The organism is Streptomyces naganishii JCM 4654 (assembly GCF_014650575.1).
In the GTDB taxonomy this organism is placed as follows: Bacteria; Actinomycetota; Actinomycetes; order Streptomycetales; family Streptomycetaceae; genus Streptomyces; species Streptomyces naganishii.
This window is the reverse complement of sequence record NZ_BMVF01000020.1, coordinates 25,045-44,897: the sequence shown is the minus strand read 5'-3', so window position 1 is coordinate 44,897 and position 19,853 is coordinate 25,045. Positions and strand designations below refer to the sequence as shown.

The window sequence follows — 19,853 nt, the reverse complement described above, 5'->3', positions numbered from 1 at the left end:
GCCCGGCCTGATCCAGACGAGAGACCCTAGCGCAGGCGCTGGCTGATGACCTTGGACACGCCGTCGCCCTGCATGGAGACGCCGTACAGCGCGTCGGCGACCTCCATGGTGCGCTTCTGGTGCGTGATCACGATCAGCTGCGAGGACTCCTGGAGCTCCTGCATGATCCGGATCAGCCGCTGGAGGTTGGTGTCGTCGAGGGCCGCCTCGACCTCGTCCATGACGTAGAAGGGGCTGGGCCGGGCCTTGAAGATCGACACGAGCAGCGCGACGGCCGTCAGCGACCGCTCGCCGCCGGAGAGCAGGGACAGCCGCTTGACCTTCTTGCCCGGCGGGCGCGCCTCGACGTCCACGCCCGTGGTGAGCATGTTGTCCGGGTCGGTCAGGACCAGACGCCCCTCGCCGCCGGGGAAGAGCCGCGAGAAGACGCCCTCGAACTCGCGCGCGGTGTCCCGGTAGGCCTCGGTGAAGACCTGCTCGACGCGCTCGTCGACCTCCTTGACGACCTGGAGCAGGTCGGCTCGGGTCTTCTTGAGGTCCTCCAGCTGCTCGCTGAGGAACTTGTGCCGCTCCTCCAGCGCCGCGAACTCCTCCAGGGCCAGCGGGTTGACCTTGCCGAGCTGCTGGTAGGCGCGCTCGGCGGCCTTGAGCCGCTTTTCCTGCTCGGCGCGCACGAAGGGGCGGGGCAGGTTGCGCGGGTGCTCCGGGTCCTCGGGCAGCTGCTCGCCCTCGGCGGGCAGGGAGGGCGGGACCAGCTGGTGCGGCCCGTACTCCGACACCAGGCCCGCGGGCTCCACGCCGAGCTCCTCCAGCGCCCTGGTCTCCAGCTGTTCGATGCGCAGCCGCTTCTCGGCGCCGAGCACCTCGCCCCGGTGCACCGAGTCGGTCAGCTTGTCGAGCTCGGCCTTGAGGTCGCGGCCGGCGGCACGGGCCGCGGTCAGCTCCTGCTCCCTCTGTGCCTTGGCCGCCTCCGCCGCGGCGCGCTCCCGCTCCGCGCGGCCCAGGGAGACCTCGACGTGGGCGAGCAGCTGGCGCGCGCCGGCGGCGACGGCCCGTGCCACGGCGGCCTCGTGGCGCAGCCGCGCGCGCCGCTGCTCGGCACGCGCGCGTGCCTCGCGTTCGGCGCGGGCGGCCCGGTCGAGCGAGTCGGCGCGGCCGGCCAGTGCCTTGACCCGTTCCTCGTGCGTACGGACCTGGAGGCGGGCCTCCATCTCGGTCTGGCGGGCGTTGGCGCCGTCGGCGGCGAGCCGGTCGCGGGCGTGGGTGTCGGGCTCCTCCTCGACCGGCATCTCCTCGGCGACGGCGAGCCGCTCGGCCAGCTCCTCGACCTCCCCAAGCGCCTTGTCGAGGGCCTCCTGGGCACGGGCGGCGGCCGCGGCGGAGCGCTCGGCCTCCCCGGCGGCGCCCCGCGCCTGCCCGGCGAGCCGGCCGAGCTGCTGGGCCACGGCCGACTTCTCGCGGTCGGCGGCCCGGCGCCGCTCCCCCAGCTCCTCGACCAGCGCGGCGCACTCCCGGCGGCGCTGGCCCGCCCGCTGCTGGGCCTCGGTCAGCTGCTCGCACCGCACGGCGAGCTCCTCGAGCTCGGCCGCGGCCTCGTCCACGGATGCCTGCACTTCGAGCAGGCTCGGCGCACCGGCCGACCCGCCCTGCGCGAGGTGCGCGCCGAGCAGGTCGCCCTCGGCGGTGACCGCGGTGAGGTGGGGGTGCGCGTGGACCAGGTCCTCGGCGTCCTCCAGCGTGCCCACCACGACGATCCCGGCCAGCAGCCGCCGTACGGCGGGCATGAGTTCGGCGGGGCCCTGCACGAGGCCGGCGGCGAAGGGCGGCAGGCCGGGGGCGGGGGCGGCGGCGGGTTCCTCGGGGGCCGAGGCGAGCAGGAGGGTGGCGCGGCCGGCGTCCTGCTTGCGCAGGAGGCGGATGGCGTCGGCGGCCGCGGACGGGGTGGCGGCGGCCAGGGCGTCGGCGGCCGTGCCGAAGGCGGCGGCGAGGGCGGCCTCGTGGCCGGGGGCGACCGTGAGCAGTCCGGCCGCCGGGCCCAGCAGGCCGGTCAGTCGGTCCCGGGCGTCGAGCAGGGCGCCGGTGCCGTCCTTGCGGCGCAGGCCGAGGGCGAGGGTGTCGTGGCGGGCCTGGGTGGCCGCGCGCCTGCGCTCGGTGGCGGTGGCCGCCTCACGGGCGGCGCTCAGGGCGCTCTCCGCCTCGGCGAGGGCCGCCTTGGCCGCCTCGTGCCGCTCGGCGAGTTCGTGGTCGCCGGCGTCGAGGCCGTCCACCTCGGCCTTGAGGGTCTCGTACTCCTCCTGCGCGGCCGCGGCCCGCTCCTGGGCCTCGTCGCGGGCGGCGGCCAGCCGCTCGATCTCGGCCTGGGCGGAGGCGGCGCGGGAACGGGCGGCGCCCACCTGGCCGCTGAGCCGCGCCAGGTGCTCGCGGCGGTCGGCGATGGCGCGCGCGGCGTCCTTCAGGCGGCGCTCCTCGACGGCGAGTTCGCGTTCGAGTTCGGCGCGGTGGGCGACCGTGTCGTCCAGGGCGCGCTGGGCCGCCTCCAGGGCCGCCTCCAGCTCGGCCTCCTGTTCGCGCACGCGCGCGGCCTCGCGTTCGAGGTCCTCCGGGTCGCGGCCGCGGCGCTCGTCGACCGGCACGGAGGTGGCGCTCTGCACGCGCGCGTCGGCGAGCGAGATCGTGCCGCGTACGCGTTCGGCGAGCTGGGACAGCTCGTACCAGGTCTGCTGGGCCCCGGTCAGGCGCGGGGTGAGGCGGCGCACCTCGTCCTCGAGCAGGGCCTCGCGCTGGAGTGCCTTGCGCAGCTCCTCCTCGGCGGCCTCCTTGCGTTCCTTCAGGGCGGCCTCGTCGGCGATCTCGGCCTTCAGCGCGTCCCGCAGGCGTACGAGGTCGTCCGCGAGCAGGCGCAGGCGGGTGTCGCGCAGGTCGGCCTGGATGACGGCCGCCCGGCGTGCCACCGCGGCCTGCCGGCCGAGCGGCTTGAGCTGGCGGCGCAGTTCGTCGGTGAGGTCCTGGACGCGGGCCAGGTTGGCCTGCATGGCGTCCAGTTTCCGAAGCGCCTTCTCCTTGCGCTTGCGGTGCTTGAGGACGCCCGCGGCCTCCTCGATGAAGGCGCGGCGGCCCGTGGGGTCGGCGTGGAGGACGGAGTCGAGCTGGCCCTGGCCGACGATGACGTGCATCTCGCGGCCGATGCCGGAGTCGGACAGCAGTTCCTGGATGTCGAGGAGACGGCAGGTGTCGCCGTTGATCTGGTATTCGCTGCCGCCGTTGCGGAACATGATCCGCGTGATGGTGACCTCGGCGTACTCGATGGGCAGGGCCCCGTCGGAGTTGTCGATGGTCAGGGAGACCTCGGCGCGGCCGAGCGGCGGCCGCCCGGTGGTGCCGGCGAAGATGACGTCCTCCATCTTGCCGCCGCGCAGCGACTTGGCGCCCTGCTCGCCCATGACCCAGCTGAGCGCGTCCACGACGTTGGACTTGCCCGAGCCGTTCGGTCCGACGACGCACGTGATCCCCGGTTCGAACCGGAGCGTGGTCGCCGATGCGAACGACTTGAACCCGCGGAGGGTCAGGGCCTTGAGGTGCACGCCGCCGGACTCTACCCGGCCCCGGCATCTCACTCCATGAACCCTCGAGGCCGTCCGGTTTCACACATGAACATGACGGGCAGACCAAACGTTGAAGAAGGTGAAAGGATGCGCGGGGGAAGGAAAAGGCGGGGCGGAAGGCGCGCGGCCCGGGAATCGGCCGGGAAGGGCCAAGAAAGAAGGGACGCCGAAGCGTCCCTTGCAACTTCTGACAACTGAGCGGTTGATACGGGCTGCCCAACCACTGTGTCGTTGTGCGATGCAGTGATCAGGTGAGCGCAGGCTCCGCCTGGTGTGCGTCGACGCGCTCCATGATCCTGTCGTGAGAAGCGGCAGCCGTCAGCGCGTCGTTCTCGGCCTGGATCCGTCCGAGCTCGGATTCAAGATCCTGGACACGCTGCTGGAGCCGTCGCATCTCGGCGAGGAGTCGAGGGTCGGAGCCACCGACGTAACCGAGAAGCGCCTTTGCCATGATGGATGGTCCTCCACACTGAGTGACCGACCGATGCGGTGTGGGTCGTGAGGGATTCGCACCCGTGGTGCTTGGCACTGTTGAGTTTGTGCTGCCGTTCATCCATGCCAAACAGCTAAGGTGCGCGGGCTTTCAGCGTCTCACCAAAAAGTTTGACGGTCAACACGATCACACCCCGTATCCAGGGTGTCCCGGGGGCGCGCGACCGGGAAACGGTGGCGCTGCGGCTCCAGCGGGCCCCTCGGGGCGTGGCGATCACTCTGCCGTGCGGAGCCTCCCACGACAAGGGGTATCTGGCAATCACCTGCCGCTTTTCCCTCCCGGCGGGGCCCGATGACAGGTTTCGCGGCTTCCGTCCGGGCCGTGCGGCGCGGCCCGATCAGCGGATCGCGAAGCCGTCGTAGCCCCCGCGCGGTGTGTCCCAGATCTCCGTGACACCATCCACGCGTCCGGGCGTGTCGCCGCCCTGGAGCCAGTCGAGCAGCTTCTGGCACGCCTCCCGCCGCCCCTCGGCGACCACTTGTACGCGTCCGTCGCCCAGATTGAGAGCAAAACCACTCAGGCCGCCGATCTCCAGCGCCCTGGCCCGCGTGAACCAGCGGAAACCCACTCCCTGGACCTGTCCGCGCACCCAGGCGACCAGTCGCACATCCTCGCTCATGGGTGCAACCTAACCGGCCAATGTCTCTCCGGGCACTTCCTCCCCTCGCGCCATGCGGTACCGTCCCGACCCAATGAATCTCATATGAAACTCACTCAATCGAGTGATCTTGGTTGACCGCGACGGCTCAGGGCGCGCGTCGGCCGCAGGGATGAGGAAGGCCAGGACATGGGACGCCACCGACGCTCGGACGCCGGCCGCGCCGCCACGGGCCGCGCCACGGGGGTCACACAAGCGCACGGCACGTACGCGCAGGGCCGCGACCCGGGGGACTCGTACGCGGACGACCGCATGGGCATCGCGCCCTACCTGAACCCGGAGATGTACGCCGACGCCTACGCCAAGGCGCAGGAGTACCTCTACGCCACGGACGACGACTACGCCCGGGCGACGGCGGCCGACACCGTGGCCTTCCCGTCCGACGGCTTCAGCCCCTCCGACGGCCCGCGCCGCCCCGGCCGCCGCAAGAAGAAGAAGGCGGCGACGCCGGTGCGCACCGGCCTGCTCGGCGTCTCGGCCGCGGTCGCCCTCGGCACGGTCGCGGTGGCCACGGGTGCGGTGCCGGGCCTGCAGAACTACAAGCTGGGCGGCGGTACGTCGAGCGGCGCGGACAAGGTGCAGGCGGCGGGCTCGCCGACCAACAGCGCGAGCCAGCAGGGCGGCACGTCGGGCAGCGCCGAGGCGGGCGACCGCTCGGGCGGCTCCGGCACCAGCCGTGACTCCGGCCGCCCGGCCGCCCCCGCGCAGTCGGCCTCCGCCTCCGGCTCCTCCTCGCCCACGGCGTCCGCCTCCGCCTCCGAGGCGCCGTCCGCCTCGCCCACGAAGCCGGCCGCCACCGAGCCGACGGCCGCGCCGGCCCCGACGAAGGAGCCGAAGACCACTCCGAGCACGCCGGCCCCCAAGGCGCCCCCGAAGACCGAGGCCCCGGCCACGCTCTCGCAGGAGGCCGCGGCCGAGGCCGAGGTGCTCAAGCTCGTCAACGAGGAGCGGGCGAAGGTCGGCTGCAGCCCGGTCGCGGCCAACAGCGCCCTCACCGGCCTCGCCGAGTCCTTCAGCAAGGCCATGGCCGACGAGAACTTCTTCGACCACACCGACCCGAGCGGCGCCTCGCCGTGGGACCGCGCGGCCAAGCGGGGCATCACCGGCCTGGGCGGCGAGAACATAGCCCGCGGCCAGGCCGACGCGGCGGCCGTGATGGACGCCTGGATGAACAGCCCCGGCCACCGCGCCAACATCCTGAACTGCGACTTCAAGACCCTCGGCGTCGGCGTCCACTTCGGCGCGGGCGGCCCTTGGTGGACGCAGGACTTCGGCTACTGACGTAGCCGCAGGCCGGAGACCGCGACGAGGACCAGCGCCGGCGATCACCGGCAGCCGAGTCGTGGGTGGCCGACGCCGCCGCACTCCGTGCGGTCAGGCCGCCGCGCTCCCCCTGCGGAAGGTGCGGGCGGTCTCGGTGATGCGGCGGCCCAGGTGTTCGGCGGTGGCGATGTCGGCCTTGTGGACGGCCTCGGGGCCCTCGTCGACGTTGGTCTGGGCGGCCGCGCCCGCGAAGAAGCCGAGGCGGTTGAGGTCGTGCTCGGAGGCGGAGCTGCTGTTCCAGCCCGGGTGCAGGCCGAGGTTGACCCAGTGCATGCCGTGCTGCCCGGCGAGGATCTGGAAGAACTGGAGCGTGTGCAGCTTGTCGCCGCTCTTGGAGCCGGAGTTGGTGAAGCCCGCGGCCAGCTTGTCCCGCCAGTCCTGGCCGAACCAGCGCTTGGACGACGCCTCGGCGAAGGCGTGGAAGGCGCCGGAGGCGGTGCCCATGTAGGTCGGCGAGCCGAAGACGATCGCGTCGGAGGCGTCGAGCGCCGCCCACTGCTCGTCGGTGATCTCGTCCACCTTGATCAGGTGCACCTCGGCGCCCGCCTCCACGGCGCCCGCACGGACGGCCTCGGCGAGGACGGCGGTGTGGCCGTGGCCGGAGTGGTAGGCGATGGAGACAACAGGGGTGGTCACGGTCGGCTCTCCTTGTGAGCTCGGCAGAAGACAGCGGGCCGTCGGGCGGAGCGGCGCACGGCAGCTCATCGACGGTGAGGAAAGGAAAGCACTAACCACGAGTTAGTGCAACCTGTCGGGTAGCGCTGAGTTCGCGTACGCTGGAGGCATGAGCATCACGCAGGAGCGCGCGGAGGAGCAGAACCTCCCGTACAACGTGTTCGCCAAGGCCTGCCCCTCGCGCGGCACGCTGGAGCACGTCACGGGGCGCTGGGGCGCGCTGACGCTCGGCGCGCTGCGGGAGGGCTCGCTGCGCTTCAACGAGCTGCGCCGCCGGGTGGACGGCGTGAGCGAGAAGATGCTGTCCCAGACCCTTCAGGCGCTGGAGCGCGACGGACTGGTGCACCGCGAGGCCCAGCCGACCAACCCTCCGCGCGTGGACTACGAGCTCACGCCGCTCGGCCGCCAGGTCGCCGGGCATCTGCTGGCCCTCATCCACTGCGTGGAGGACCGCATGGACGACGTCCTCGCGGCGCGCGAGGAGTACGACAGCCGCCAGGGGGGCTGAGCTCCGTCAGGGCCTGACGGCCCGGGGAGCGGCCGGCGGGCGCTGGCACTTGGGGCAGAAGTAGCTGGAGCGGTTCATCCAGGGGCGGCGGCGCATCGCGGTGGCGCAGCGGCGGCAGGGCAGGCCCTCGCGGCCGTAGGCGTCCAGGGAGCGGTCGAAGTAGCCGGACTCGCCGTTGACGTTGACGTAGAGGCTGTCGAAGCTGGTGCCGCCCACGGCGAGGGCCGCGTTCATCACGTCCCTGACGTGGGTGAGGAGTTCGGCCGTGCGCGGCCGGGTCAGGGTGGCGGTCGGGCGGTCGTAGTGCAGCCGGGCCCGCCACAGCGCCTCGTCCGCGTAGATGTTGCCGACCCCGCTGATCAGCGACTGGTCGAGCAGGGCCCGCTTGATGGTGGTGCGCTTGCGGCGCAGCGCCCGGTGGAAGGCCTCGTCGTCGAACAGCGGGTCGAGGGGGTCGCGGGCGATGTGCGCGATGACGTCGGGCAGCCCGTCCGTGCCGGTCTCGTGCAGCGAGAGGCCGCCGAAGGTGCGCTGGTCGACGAAGCGCAGCTCGGTGCCGAGGGCGTCCGCGAAGCCGACACGGATGCGCAGGTGCTTCTCGGCGGGCGCCTCGTGCGGCTGGACCAGCAGCTGTCCGCTCATGCCCAGGTGGGCGAGGATCGCCTGACCGCTGTCCTCCAGGGGCAGCCACAGGTACTTGCCGCGGCGGCTCGGCGTGCCGACGCGGTGGCCCTTGAGCCGGTGCGCGAAGTCGTCCGCGCCGGCGAGGTGACGGCGTATCGCGCGCGGGTGCAGCACCTCGACGTCGGCGACGCTGCGGTGGGCGACCCACCGCTCCAGGCCCCGCCGTACGACCTCGACCTCGGGCAACTCGGGCATGGCGCTCTCCCCGTATCCTCCGCGGCCCCGGGGGGCCGGTCTCCGGGCCGGCTCGGGCCCGGGTGCGCGGCGGCCTGTCGGGACGGCGGGTCCCGGCGGGCCGCTCGCATGGGCCGAGCGCCCGCCCCGGGCGGGGCGGGCGCTCGGTTCGTGCTGTGCGGGTCAGGCGGAGGCCGAGGCCTCGTCGGCGTTCCCGGCGCCGCCCGCCGCGGCGGCTCCGGCGGCGTCGGAAGCCCCGGCGGCCTCGGCCGCCTGCGCTTCTTCGGCCGCCTTGGCGCGCTCGTCCGACGCGGCGCGGATGGCGCGCCAGGCGGACTCGGCGGCCTGCTGCTCCGCCTCCTTCTTGCTGCGGCCGGTGCCGGTGCCGTACGAGACGCCTCCGACGCGGGCGGCAGCAGTGAAGGTCTTCTCGTGGTCGGGGCCGGTCTCCGTGACCAGGTACTCGGGGACGCCGAGTCCTTCGGTCGCGGTGAGCTCCTGGAGGGACGTCTTCCAGTCCAGGCCGGCTCCGAGGTTGGAGGACTTCTCGATCAGCGGGTCGAACAGGCGGTGCACCAGTTCGGAGGCCGCGTCGAGGCCCTGGTCGAGATAGACCGCGCCGATCACCGCTTCGAGGGTGTCGGCGAGGATGGACGCCTTGTCCCGGCCGCCCGTGCCCTCTTCACCGCGGCCGAGCCGGATGAAGGAACCCAGGTCGAGTCCGCGTCCCACTTCGGCCAGTGCGCGCGAGTTGACCACCGCGGCCCGCAGTTTGGCCAGCTGGCCCTCGGGCAGGTCGGGGTGGGTGCGGTACAGCGTGTCCGTGACGACGAGGCCGAGGACGGAGTCACCGAGGAACTCCAGCCGCTCGTTCGTCGGCAGGCCGCCGTTCTCGTACGCGTAGGAACGGTGGGTCAGCGCACGCACCAGAAGGGCGGACTCGAGCCGGTAGCCGAGCCGCCCTTCCAGAAGCGTGTGGGACGAGGCCGTGTTGTCCGACTTCTTCCTGGCGGACTGTTCCGCCTTGGCGTCAGCCGCCTTCTTGGCAGTGGACACGGTGCCTCTCACCAGCCGCTCAGACCTCGAGGACCTGGCGCTTGTTGTAAGTGCCGCAAGACGGGCACGCGATGTGCTGCTGCTTGGGCTCGTGGCAGCGCTCGCACGCAACCAGGGTGGGGACCGCAGCCTTCCACTGCGACCGGCGGTGGCGCGTGTTGCTGCGCGACATCTTCCGCTTCGGAACAGCCACGGCTACTTCTCCTGCTTCTCGTCGACGCCCGCTTCGGCGCCGCCCATCTCGTCCTTCTCGCCGTCCGACATGGTGCCGGCGAGTCCCTGCAAAGCCGCCCAACGGATGTCGACGGCGTCGTGGTGGTGGTCCGGGTCGTCCGCGAGCCGCGCTCCGCACTCGGAGCACAGACCCGGGCAGTCTTCCTGGCACACCGGCTGCATCGGCAGTGCGAGCACCACCGCGTCGCGCAGCACGGGTTCGAGGCCGATGAGACCGTCCTCGACAAAGAGCCTGTCCTCGTCGTCCTCGGCGTCGTCGCCCGGTTCCGCGATCACGCGGCCCCGGTCGTCGGCGTCAGGGTACGAGAACATCTCCTGGAAGTCCGCTTCGACCTCGAGGCCGAGCGGCTCCAGACACCTTACGCACTCCCCCTCGGCCTGTGCACGGGCGGTGCCTGTGACGAGCACACCTTCCATGACCGACTCGAGCCGGAGGTCGAGTTCGACCGGGGCGCCCTCGGGCACTCCGATCACTCCCTTGATGCCGAAGTCGCGGGGAGCGGGGACCGTGCGGGTCAGGCGCTGCAGCGCGCCCGGACGCCGCCCCAGCTCGTGCGTGTCGAACACGAACGGGTCGCGGTGGTCGAGGCGGGCGTTGTGAGCCATTCCTGCTTTCGGTTTCCGAACTCGTGGGGGACGCTCCCCGGTGGTGTTCCCGGGCAGCGTTGATCGCGGACGTACGCGCGACCGAAGAGCCAGGATACTGGACCTTTCGCTCTCGGCCCAATCCGGCCTCCGGCGCCCGCCGCGCGGCCCGCCTCCGGCGCCGGTCGCTACAGGCCGCGGCCCTGTTCGTACGCCCTGAGCTGCTCGGCGCTGATCATGCCGGTGTCGAAGAGGCTGGTCTCGTCCAGGGCGTGCGCCTGCGGCTGCTGGGCGTAGCCCTGCTGGGCCTGGTGCTGCTGTGCCTCGTGCTGTTGTACCTGGTGCTGCTGGCCCTGCGCCTGCGCCGGGTCGTACGCCTGCTGCTGGGCGTCGTAGCCCTGGTAGGCGTACGGGTCGGCCTGCTGGTAGCCGTACGGGTCCTGGGCGTATCCCTGCTGGTAGCCGCCGTAGGGGTCGGGCTGCGCCGGCTGCTGGGCGTAGCCGTAGGCGGCGGGCTGCGGTTCGTAGGCGGGCTGGGCCGGGGGCTCGGCGGGGGCGGCCTGGGCCGGGACCGAGGGGGTCTCGGCGAGGGCCGCGAGGTCGGCGAGGTAGTCGGCGTCGCTGGAGTGCTGAAGGGTGGTGGTGTCGTCGGCGAGGGCGCCGAGGTCGTCGGTGGCGATCCGGCCGTGCAGCTTCTGGCGGCCGCGGCCCACGGCCTCCAGGGTCTTGGCGAGCACCGCCTCGAAGGCGCCGAGCTTGGCGTCGACGTAGGCGTCGGCGTCGCGGCGCAGGGTCTCCGGGTCGTGGCTGCGCTCGGGGGCGTCCTCGTCCTCGTAGCCCTGCTCGTCCAGGCCGGGTCCGGTGCCGAGCAGTTTCTCGCGGCCGCGGCCGACCGAGCCGAGGGTCTTGGTGAGGACGACCTCGAAGTTGGCGAGCTTGGAGTCGACGTAGTCGTCGGCCTCGGCGCGGACCTCCTCGGCCTCCTGGCGGGCCTCGGCGAGGATCCGGTCGGCCTCGGCCTGGGAGCGGCGGGCGACCTCGGTGTCGGAGATCAGCGAGCCGCGCTCGGCGTGCGCCGCGCCGATGATCCGCTCGGCCTCGCGGCGGGCCTCCTCGACCATCTGCTCGCGGTCGCCGATCAGCTCCTGGGCCTGCGCGAGCGAGCCGGGCAGCGCCTGGCGGACCTCCTCGATCAGCGCGAGCAGCTGGGCGCGGTTGACCACGCAGGAGGCCGACATGGGCATGGACCGGGCGCTGGAGACCGCGGCCACGATCTCGTCGAGCTTCTTCTGCACGTCCACGGTGTGCTCGCCACTCTCTACCGGTGTGTTGGAGACGGACGGGACGACTGTACGACCCTGGTGCGGCCGCCGGACACCGGGTGACGGGTTGTCAGGAGGTCAGTCCTTCTTCAGGCGCCGGGACAGGGCGTCGAAGACCGCCGGCGGCACCAGGTGGGAGACGTCGCCGCCCCAGGTCGCGACCTCCTTGACCAGGGAGGAGGACAGGAAGCTGTTCGTGGGGCTGGTGGGCACGAACAGCGTCTCGACGCCGGTGAGCCCGTTGTTCATGTGGGCCATCTGCAGTTCGTAGTCGAAGTCGCTGACCGCGCGCAGGCCCTTGACGATGGCGGGGATGTCGCGCTGCTTGCAGAAGTCCACGAGGAGGCCGTGGAAGGCCTCGACCCGGACGTTGGCGTAGTCGGCGGTGACCTCGCGGATCAGCTCGATCCGCTCCTCGATCTCGAACAGCCCCTTCTTGGACTGGTTGATCATCACCGCGACGTAGACCTCGTCGTACAGGCGGGAGGCGCGGGCAATGATGTCGAGATGTCCGTTGTGGATTGGGTCGAACGACCCGGGACAGACGGCGCGGCGCACTAGTGATCCCTCGCTCTCCGGTCCGGTCATCGTGCGTCTTCGCACGTAGAGGCGGCGCGACCGTACCAAAACGTTCCCTCGCCGTAGCGGCGGGCCCGGATCGCGTCGAAACCGTGCGGCCACCCGAATGCGCCGCCCCTGGTGCTGCGCTCCACGGTGACGATCGCCCCCGGCGCGAGCCAGCCTCCCGAGCGGAGTGTGAGGAGAATCTCCCGAAGATCGTGATCCGTGACGGCGTACGGGGGGTCGAGGAAGGCGATGTCGTACGGCTCGGCGGGCGCCGGGGTCCGGATGATCTGTTCGGCTTTGCCCGCTCGCACCTCGGCGCCGGGGAGGCCGAGGTTCCTGACGTTCTCCCGGATGACGCGGGCGGCGCGGGCGTCGGCCTCGACGAGGAGGGTGTGGCCGGCGCCGCGGGAGAGGGCCTCCAGGCCGACCGCGCCCGAGCCGGCGTAGAGGTCGAGGACCCGTTCGCCGTCCAGGGGGCCGCCGAGGAGGGACTGCCAGGTGGAGAGGAGGCCCTCGCGTGCGCGGTCGGAGGTGGGACGGGTTCCCGTGCCGGGCGGCACGGCGAGTCGACGTCCGCCGGCCGTGCCGGCGATCACGCGGGTCATCTTCGGTCCTTGGTCGTGGACGGCTTCGGGTTCAGTCTGCCTCACCCCTTTTCCAGGTACTGCTCCCTCTCCTCGTCCAGGAGCGCGTCCAGGGCCGTGCGCAGGCCGGGCAGGTGCTCCAGCTCGGGGTCGGCGGCGACCACGGCGGCGGCCTCCTCGCGGGCCTCGGCGATGATCTCCTCGTCCTCGATGACGGCGAGGACCCGCAGGCTGGAGCGGGCGCCGGACTGGGCCTGGCCGAGGACGTCGCCCTCGCGGCGCTGTTCGAGGTCGATGCGGGAGAGCTCGAAGCCGTCGAGGGTGGCCGCCACCGCGTTCAGCCGGCCGCGGGCCGGGCTCGCCTCGGGCATCTCGGTGACCAGCAGGCACAGGCCGGGCGCGGAGCCGCGGCCCACGCGGCCGCGCAGCTGGTGCAGCTGGGAGACGCCGAAGCGGTCGGCGTCCATGATGACCATGACGGTGGCGTTGGGGACGTTGACGCCGACCTCGATGACCGTGGTGGCGACGAGCACGTCGGCGTCGCCGGCGGCGAAGCGGCGCATGACGGCGTCCTTGTCGTCGGGCTGCATGCGGCCGTGCAGCACCTCCACCCGCAGGCCGCTCAGGGGGCCGCGGGCGAGCTGGTCGGCGACCTCCAGGACGGCGAGCGGCGGGCGCCGGTCGGCCTCCTCGCCCGCGCCCGCGCCGCCGGAGGCCTTGCCGCCGGAGGCCTTGCCGGAGGCGCCCTTCCCCGGGTCGTCCTCCTCGTCCCCGATGCGGGGGCAGACGACGTACGCCTGGTGGCCCTTGGCGACCTCCTCGCGCACCCGCTCCCAGGCGCGGGCCAGGAAGTGGGGCTTGTCGGCGGCCGGGACGACATGGCTGGCGATGGGCGAGCGCCCGGCGGGGAGCTGGTCCAGGACGGAGGTCTCCAGGTCGCCGAAGACCGTCATCGCGACCGTGCGCGGAATCGGCGTGGCGGTCATGACGAGCAGGTGCGGGGGCTGCTTGCCCTTGCCGCGCAGGGCGTCGCGCTGCTCGACGCCGAAGCGGTGCTGCTCGTCGACGACGACCAGTCCGAGGTCGTGGAACTGGACCTTGTCCTCGATCAGCGCGTGGGTGCCGATGACGAGGCCGGCCTCGCCGGTGGCCAGGTCGAGCAGGGCCTGGCGGCGGGCGGCGGCGCCCATGGAGCCGGTGAGCAGGACCACCTTGGTGGCGTGCTCCGCCCCGCCGAGCATGCCGCCCTCCCGTCGCCCGCCACCGCCCTTCTGCGGAGGCGCTTCGCGCCACAGCCCCCAACTGGCGAGCTCGCCCATCATCTCGGTGATCGACCGGTGGTGCTGCTGGGCCAGGACCTCGGTGGGCGCGAGCATCGCGGCCTGCCCGCCCGCGTCGACGACGGCGAGCATGGCGCGCAGCGCGACGAGGGTCTTGCCGCTGCCGACCTCGCCCTGGAGCAGCCGGTGCATCGGGTGCTCGGCCGCCAGGTCGTCGAAGATCTCGCGGGACACCTTGCGCTGGCCCTCGGTGAGGGTGAAGGGCAGGCGGTCGTCGAAGTCCGCGAGGAGGCCCCGCGGGCCGGCCTTGCGGGGTACGGCGGGCAGCTGGGCGTCGGCGTGGCGGCGGCGGGCGAGGGCGACCTGGAGGACGAAGGCCTCGTCCCACTTCAGGCGGGCGCGGGCGTCCTCGATGTCGGCCTTGGTCTGCGGGCGGTGGATCTTGAGCAGGGCCTCGGGGAGGGGGACCAGGCCCCGGCCCTCGCGCAGGGCGCCGGGCAGCGGGTCGAGGGCCTCCTGGGCGCTGGGCAGGGCCGTCTGGACCGCCTTGCCGATCTTCCAGGACTCCAGCTTGGCGGTGGCGGGGTAGAGCGGGATGAGGGCGCCGGCCCAGGACTCGACGGTCTCCTCGGTGTCGCCCTTCAGCAACTCGTATGCCGGATGGGCCAGTTGAAGTCTGCGGTTGAAGACGGAGACCTTGCCCGCGAACATCGCGCGGGTGCCCGGCAGGAGTTCCTTGTGGGGCTTGTGCACGCCGTTGCCGAAGAAGACCAGCTGGAGCCGGCCGCTGCCGTCGGTGATCGTCACCTCCAGGCGCTGGCCCTTGCCGCGCGGCGCGCGGGCGGAGGCGAAGGTGTGCAGGCGGGCGTCGGCGACCTGGGCGACCACGGTGACGTGCTCGTCCATGGGCAGGTCGGCGAGGTGGGTGAGCTGGCCGCGCTCCTCGTATCTGCGCGGGTAGTGGTGGAGGAGGTCGCCGACGGTGTGCAGGCCGAGGTGCTCGGCCATCACCTTCGCGGTGGCGGGGCCGAGCACCTTTTTGAGTGGTTCTTCCAGTGCGGGCACGAGATCCATTGCACACCACGCCACCGACAATGCCGTATACGTGCCGGGAAACCCCTGGTCAGCCGGGTCGTCCGGGCTCTAGGATGACGCGCTCCGGCCTCCCTTCCGCGGTCACCGCCCCACCAGGGACCGCCCGACCCCGCGCCGTCACCGGCGGCTTCTGTTCCCTCAGGAGCCTCCTGGTCCCCCCAACGGCGCCGTGACGATGGACTCCCAGACCTCACCGGCATCACCCCAGGCATCCCCGTCCGCCCACACGTTCCAGGTCGACCTGCGCGGTCTGGTGGACCTGCTCTCGCACCACCTGTACTCCAGTCCCCGGGTCTATCTGCGCGAGCTGCTGCAGAACGCCGTGGACGCCATCACCGCCCGCCGCGCCGGCGACCCGGACGCGCCCGCCCGGGTGCGGCTGTCCGCCGACGGCGCCACGCTGCGCGTGGAGGACACCGGCATCGGCCTCACCGAGTCCGACGTACACGAGCTGCTGGCGACCATCGGGCGCAGCTCCAAGCGCGCCGAGGGGCTCCAGGCGGCCCGCTCGGAGTTCCTCGGCCAGTTCGGCATCGGCCTGCTGGCCTGCTTCGTGGTGGCCGAGCGGATCCGCGTGGTCAGCCGCAGCGCCCGTACGCCCGGCGCGCCGCCGGTGGAGTGGACGGCGTGCGACGACGGCTCGTACACCGTGCGTACCCTGCCCGACTCGGCCCGCCCGGAACCCGGCACCACCGTGCACCTGCGGGCGCGGGCCGGGGCGGGCGAGTGGCTGACCGGGGAGCGGGTGCTGGCGCTGGCCCGGGACTTCGGGTCGCTGCTGCCCTACGACGTCCGGGTGGGCGAGGAGGCGGTCACCGACCTGCCCGCGCCCTGGGACCGTGCGTACCCCTCCCCCGCCAACCGCCGGGTCGCGCTCGCCCGGCACTGCCACGAGCTGTTCGGCTTCACCCCGCTGGACACCATCGACCTGGACGTGCCGCTGGCCGGGATCCGCGGTGTGGCGTACGTGCTGCCGTCGGCGGTCAGCCCCGCCCAGCGGGCCGGCCACCGGGTGCACCTGAAGGGCATGCTGCTGACCGAGCGGGCCGAACAGCTGCTGCCCGACTGGGCGTTCTTCGTGCGCTGCGTGCTCGACACCGACAGCCTGCGGCCGACCGCCTCGCGCGAGTCGCTGTACGAGGACGAGACGCTGGCCGGGGTCCGTGAGGCGCTGGGCGAGCGGATCAGGTCCTGGCTGACCTCCCTGGCGGCCGGGGACCCGGAGCGGCTGGCCGCGTTCCTGTCCGTGCACCACCTGGGCGTGAAGTCGCTGGCGCGGCACGACGCGGAGATGCTGCGCACCATGCTGCCGTGGCTGCCGTTCGAGACGACCGACGGGCGGCTGTCCCTGGAGGAGTTCGCGCAGCGGCACCCGGTGGTGCACTTCACGCGGACGGTGGAGGAGTACCGGCAGGTCGCGCCGATCGCCTCGGCGCAGGGCATCGGCGTCGTCAACGGCGGCTACACCTACGACAGCGAGCTGGTCGAGGCGCTGCCGTCGGTGCGGCCGGGCACGGCGGTCGCCGAGTTGGACGCGGACACCGTGACCGCGCACCTGGACTCCGTCGAGCCGGCCGAGGAGCTGGCCCTGTCGGACTTCCTGGCGGCCGCGCGGGCCAGGCTGGACCCGCTGGGCTGCGACGTCGTGCTGCGCGCCTTCCACCCGCTGTCCGTGCCCGCGCTGCACCTGGACGACCGGGCGGCCCGGCACGAGCAGGCGCGCGCCGAGGCCGAGGCGCAGGCCGACGACCTGTGGGCGGGCATCCTCGGCTCGCTGCGCGGCGGCACGCCACGCGCGCGTCTGGTGCTCAACCATCTCAACCCGCTGATCCGCAGGATCAGTTCACTCGGTGACCCGGAGCTGATCGGCACCGCGACCGAGTCGCTGTACGGGCAGGCGCTGCTGATGGCGCAGCGCCCGCTGCGGCCGGCCGACTCGGCGCTGCTGAACCGGGCGTTCATCGGCCTGCTGGAGTGGGCCACTCACGGGGAGGACCGCCGCCGGTGACCGGCATCACGGACTTCGACTCGCTGCGCCGGGCGATCGCCGAGAACGGCGAGCGCCCCGAGGGCCCGGCCCGCAACGCGCGCGCGGAGCAACTGCTCGCCGAGGCCGAGCGGCTGGACATCCCGCTCGCCGTCATCGAGGCGCTCGGGCACCAGCTGAAGGTCTACAACTACAGCTCCGAGAAAGCGAAGATGTTCGTGCCCTTCGCGCGGCTGCTGCGCATGTGGGACGAACACCCCGAGGACTTCGACGAGTACGAGACCCACACGCTCCACTGGGTCTTCAAGTGGATGACGGCCGGGATGCTGGACCAGCCGCACATCCCGCTGGCGTCCATAGAGAAGTGGCTCGGCGAGATGGAGCACCGCTACCGGCTCGCCGGGCACAGTGAACGGGCCGTGCGCAGCGCCGAGTTCAGCGTCGCCGCGCACATCGGGGACGTGGCCCGCGCGGAGCGGGCGTACGCGGCGTGGCTGGCCGCGGACCGCGACCGCATGGCGGACTGCCACGCGTGCGAGCTGCACGGGCAGGGCTGGTGGCAGGCCGAGCGGGGCCGGGACCCGGAGGCGGTCGAACTGTGGCGCCCGGTGCTGGAGGGCGAGTTCGGCTGCGCGCACGAGCCGCACACCGCGCTCGCCTCCTCCCTGCTGCCGCTGCTGCGGCTGGGCCGCGTGGACGAGGCGCGCGCCCACCATCTGCGGGGCTTCCGGCTGGTGCGGCCGATGGAGAGCATGCGCGCCGCCTACGCCGACCACGTGGAGTTCTGCGCGCTGAGCGGCAACGAGGCACGCGCGCTGGAGCTGCTGGCCGAGCGGCCCGCGTACTTCACCGACGACGGGCAGCCGCGCAGCAAGATGGACTTCCTGGCCGTGGTGACGCTGCTGATGGACCGGCTGACCGAACTGGGCCTGGGAACGCGGGTGGTGCCGGGTCCGGCGGGGCGCACCTGGACGGCCGCGGAACTCGCCGTGCACGCGCGCGGGGAGGCCGAGGCGCTGGCCGCGCGGTTCGACGCGCGCAACGGCACCTCCTGGGTCGGTGAGCAGACGCGCGCGCGTATGGCGCGGCGTCCGCTGGTGGACCGGCTGCCGCTCGGGGTGCGCACCGCGCCGGCGGCCGCCGCGCCCGCGGCGCCCCGGGTGCGGCCCGCCGCCGCACCGCAGGAGCCGGAGGCGGCCGGCCTGCCCGCGCTGCTCGCGAGGGCGCGGCGGCTGTCGGACGGGCTCCAGCCGCACGCCGTGGAGGCCTGGGCGGCCGTCGCGCGGGCCGCGGAGGGCGCCGGGCTGGACGCCCGGGACCGGGCCGAGATCGCCGACCACGAGGCCATGGGGCTGGGCCCCGAGGGCGCCGAGCTGTTCGAGCGGGCCGCGGAGCTGTACGCCGAGGCGGGCGATCCCGGGGAGGCGCTGGCGGCACGCGCGCGTGCGGCCTACGTACGGGCGCTGGCGGGAGACGTGGAGGGGGCGCTCACGGCCGTCGGGGAGCCGTACGAACGCGTCCTCGCGCTGTACGCCGAGGAGGGCACCGGCGTGCGGCAGACGGCGTCCGTGGTGATCGCGCGGGCGCGGATCCTGATGCGGCCGGTGCAGGAGGCGCAGGGGCCGGTGCCCGCGCGGGTGCTGTCCGCCGCCGAGGAGGCCGCGCGGGAGGTGCTCGCGCTCGTCGAGGGGCGTACGGACGAGGACGTACGGCTCGCGGCCCGGGACGCCGAGGCGCGGGCCATGCTCGCGCAGGTCGCCGCCCGCGCCGGGGACCTGGAGGCTGCCGAGGAGCTGTTCGGGCGGGCGGTGGACGGGTACGTCGGCGCGGGGCTGCCCTGGTTCGCGGTCGAGTACGGGGCCCGGCTGGCCTCCCTCGCGCACCACCGGGGCGACGCGGCCGCAGCCGAACGGGCGCTGCGGGGCGCCCTGGAGCACGGCGGGGACCACCTGGAGGCGCCCGGGCGGGCCCGGCTGCACCTCCAGCTCGCCGAGGTGCTCGGCGGCCTGGGCCGCGCCGAGGAGGCGGCCGACCACGCCCTGCGGGCGGCGCACTGGGCCGACGAGGCGGGCGAGAGCGCCACCCTCGGCGCCTGGGCGCGGCAGATGCTGGGCGGGCTGCTGCTGCGGCTCGGGAAGTGGGCCGAGGCCGCCGAGGTGCTGGAGTCCGCGCTGCTCGACCTGTCGGCCGAGGGCCACGGCGACGGGGCGGTCGTGCAGGCCAAGTGGTGGCTCGGCGACTGCCTGAGCGAGCTCGGGGAGCACCGGGAGGCCGCCGAACGGCGCCTGGAGGCCGCGGAGATCGCCCGGCACTGGCCGGAGCAGCAGGATCACGCCACGCTCGCGCACCTGGCGGCCGAGTCGCTGAGCCACGCGGGGCTGCTCGCCGAGGCGGACGCCGCCTACGCGCGCGCGGGCGACCTGTGGCGCTCGCTGGACGCCCCGCACGGGCTGGTGCGCTCGCTGCGCGCCCGCGCGTGGCTCGCGCTGCGGTCCGGGGCGGGCGTGGACGGGGCGCGGGAGCTGATGGCGGCCGCGTTGACGGAGTGCCGGGCGGCGCCGACCACGGCGGCCGACGCCGGGACGCGGGCCCGCCTCACCGGTGAACTCGGCGGCACCCACCGCCAGTTCGGCGACCTCCTCGCCCGCGCGGCCGGACGGGACGCGCAGGACACGGCGCTGCTCGAGGAGGCCCTGGCCCAGCTGGACGAGGCGGTGGCCGTCTTCACCCGGCTCGGCCCCGAGGCCCTGCACGAGCGCGCGGACGCCGAACTCGCCGCCGCCTGGCTGGAGACCGACCTCTCCCGCCCCACCGCGGCGGCGACCCGCGCCCACCGTGTCCTGGCGGCCTACGCCGACGCCCCCGAGGCCGACGGAGAGCCCAACCCCCACCGCGAGGAGGCCGAACGCCTCCTACGCCTCACAGAGAAGAACTGACCCGGGCCGGACCCCTGGGGCGCCCCCAGCGCACCGCACGACCATCGCGGAGCGGGGGCGCCACAGGACGGGAGGGCCGCCGGGGGTACC

General features: G+C 73.5%; 16 protein-coding genes. 4 read left to right on the top strand and 12 right to left on the bottom strand.

All coding sequences use genetic code 11. The features are described from left to right. Nucleotides 1-26 precede the first annotated feature (26 nt). From smc to IE217_RS28535, 3 genes are all read right to left on the bottom strand, one after another. Nucleotides 27-3,581 carry a chromosome segregation protein SMC gene (gene smc, locus IE217_RS28545; protein WP_190180835.1) on the bottom strand — a complete coding sequence of 1,185 codons (3,555 nt, stop codon included), beginning with the start codon at nucleotides 3,579-3,581 and terminating at the stop codon, nucleotides 27-29. A 268-nt stretch (nucleotides 3,582-3,849) separates the two neighbouring features. Continuing rightward, nucleotides 3,850-4,053, bottom strand: coding sequence for a hypothetical protein (locus IE217_RS28540; protein WP_190180834.1), 204 nt, complete (start codon nucleotides 4,051-4,053; stop codon nucleotides 3,850-3,852). A 379-nt stretch (nucleotides 4,054-4,432) separates the two neighbouring features. Further along, nucleotides 4,433-4,714, bottom strand: coding sequence for an acylphosphatase (locus IE217_RS28535; protein WP_190180833.1), 282 nt, complete (start codon nucleotides 4,712-4,714; stop codon nucleotides 4,433-4,435). Between the two features lie 168 nt (nucleotides 4,715-4,882). On the opposite strand from IE217_RS28535, the gene IE217_RS28530 reads away from it, so the two are divergent. Continuing rightward, on the top strand, nucleotides 4,883-6,034 hold the full coding sequence (locus tag IE217_RS28530) for a CAP domain-containing protein (RefSeq protein ID WP_190180832.1): 1,152 nt from the start codon (nucleotides 4,883-4,885) through the stop codon (nucleotides 6,032-6,034). A 93-nt stretch (nucleotides 6,035-6,127) separates the two neighbouring features. Here IE217_RS28530 and IE217_RS28525 read toward each other — a convergent pair whose 3' ends face one another. Continuing rightward, a complete protein-coding gene (locus IE217_RS28525; RefSeq protein WP_190180831.1) occupies nucleotides 6,128-6,712 on the bottom strand; it encodes a flavodoxin family protein in 585 nt (194 codons plus the stop codon). Between the two features lie 148 nt (nucleotides 6,713-6,860). Between IE217_RS28525 and IE217_RS28520 the strand changes: the two genes are divergently transcribed. Then, nucleotides 6,861-7,259 carry a winged helix-turn-helix transcriptional regulator gene (locus IE217_RS28520; protein WP_190180830.1) on the top strand — a complete coding sequence of 133 codons (399 nt, stop codon included), beginning with the start codon at nucleotides 6,861-6,863 and terminating at the stop codon, nucleotides 7,257-7,259. 6 nt (nucleotides 7,260-7,265) lie between these two features. On the opposite strand, the gene mutM is transcribed toward IE217_RS28520, so the two are convergent. From mutM to recG, 8 genes are all read right to left on the bottom strand, one after another. Next, on the bottom strand, nucleotides 7,266-8,138 hold the full coding sequence (gene mutM / locus IE217_RS28515) for a bifunctional DNA-formamidopyrimidine glycosylase/DNA-(apurinic or apyrimidinic site) lyase (RefSeq protein WP_190180829.1): 873 nt from the start codon (nucleotides 8,136-8,138) through the stop codon (nucleotides 7,266-7,268). Between the two features lie 162 nt (nucleotides 8,139-8,300). Then, nucleotides 8,301-9,185, bottom strand: a complete 885-nt coding sequence (gene rnc / locus IE217_RS28510; RefSeq protein WP_190180828.1) for a ribonuclease III — start codon at nucleotides 9,183-9,185, stop codon at nucleotides 8,301-8,303. Between the two features lie 7 nt (nucleotides 9,186-9,192). Next, on the bottom strand, nucleotides 9,193-9,366 hold the full coding sequence (gene rpmF / locus IE217_RS28505) for a 50S ribosomal protein L32 (protein WP_003951102.1): 174 nt from the start codon (nucleotides 9,364-9,366) through the stop codon (nucleotides 9,193-9,195). Between the two features lie 2 nt (nucleotides 9,367-9,368). Next, nucleotides 9,369-10,013: a YceD family protein gene (locus IE217_RS28500; protein ID WP_190180827.1), complete on the bottom strand. Its 645-nt coding sequence runs from the start codon at nucleotides 10,011-10,013 to the stop codon at nucleotides 9,369-9,371. 167 nt (nucleotides 10,014-10,180) lie between these two features. Further along, complete coding sequence (locus tag IE217_RS28495; protein WP_190180826.1) at nucleotides 10,181-11,293, bottom strand: ATP synthase subunit B family protein; 1,113 nt, start codon at nucleotides 11,291-11,293, stop codon at nucleotides 10,181-10,183. A 99-nt stretch (nucleotides 11,294-11,392) separates the two neighbouring features. Beyond that, nucleotides 11,393-11,872, bottom strand: a complete 480-nt coding sequence (coaD, locus tag IE217_RS28490) for a pantetheine-phosphate adenylyltransferase (protein WP_190180825.1) — start codon at nucleotides 11,870-11,872, stop codon at nucleotides 11,393-11,395. 26 nt (nucleotides 11,873-11,898) lie between these two features. After that, nucleotides 11,899-12,486, bottom strand: coding sequence for a 16S rRNA (guanine(966)-N(2))-methyltransferase RsmD (gene rsmD / locus IE217_RS28485; protein ID WP_190180824.1), 588 nt, complete (start codon nucleotides 12,484-12,486; stop codon nucleotides 11,899-11,901). Nucleotides 12,487-12,527: 41 nt separating this feature from the next. After that, nucleotides 12,528-14,819, bottom strand: a complete 2,292-nt coding sequence (gene recG / locus IE217_RS28480; protein WP_190180823.1) for an ATP-dependent DNA helicase RecG — start codon at nucleotides 14,817-14,819, stop codon at nucleotides 12,528-12,530. A gap of 196 nt (nucleotides 14,820-15,015) precedes the next feature. Here recG and IE217_RS28475 point away from each other — a divergent pair, with 196 nt between their 5' ends. Continuing rightward, the gene (locus tag IE217_RS28475) at nucleotides 15,016-16,848 is read left to right on the top strand and encodes an HSP90 family protein (RefSeq protein ID WP_190180822.1); all 1,833 of its coding nucleotides are present in this window, start codon (nucleotides 15,016-15,018) and stop codon (nucleotides 16,846-16,848) included. Next, complete coding sequence (locus IE217_RS28470; protein WP_190180821.1) at nucleotides 16,845-19,763, top strand: tetratricopeptide repeat protein; 2,919 nt, start codon at nucleotides 16,845-16,847, stop codon at nucleotides 19,761-19,763. Before IE217_RS28475 ends, IE217_RS28470 begins: the two co-directional genes overlap by 4 nt. Nucleotides 19,764-19,853 lie beyond the last annotated feature (90 nt).

Coding starts and splice junctions, on each gene's coding strand:
- IE217_RS28540 (WP_190180834.1), bottom strand. CDS start 4,053: ATGGCAAAGGCGCTTCTCGGTTACGTCGGTGGCTCCGACCCTCGACTC.
- IE217_RS28535 (WP_190180833.1), bottom strand. CDS start 4,714: ATGAGCGAGGATGTGCGACTGGTCGCCTGGGTGCGCGGACAGGTCCAG.
- IE217_RS28530 (WP_190180832.1), top strand. CDS start 4,883: ATGGGACGCCACCGACGCTCGGACGCCGGCCGCGCCGCCACGGGCCGC.
- IE217_RS28520 (WP_190180830.1), top strand. CDS start 6,861: ATGAGCATCACGCAGGAGCGCGCGGAGGAGCAGAACCTCCCGTACAAC.
- mutM (WP_190180829.1), bottom strand. CDS start 8,138: ATGCCCGAGTTGCCCGAGGTCGAGGTCGTACGGCGGGGCCTGGAGCGG.
- IE217_RS28500 (WP_190180827.1), bottom strand. CDS start 10,013: ATGGCTCACAACGCCCGCCTCGACCACCGCGACCCGTTCGTGTTCGAC.
- rsmD (WP_190180824.1), bottom strand. CDS start 12,486: ATGACCCGCGTGATCGCCGGCACGGCCGGCGGACGTCGACTCGCCGTG.
- recG (WP_190180823.1), bottom strand. CDS start 14,819: ATGGATCTCGTGCCCGCACTGGAAGAACCACTCAAAAAGGTGCTCGGC.
- IE217_RS28475 (WP_190180822.1), top strand. CDS start 15,016: ATGGACTCCCAGACCTCACCGGCATCACCCCAGGCATCCCCGTCCGCC.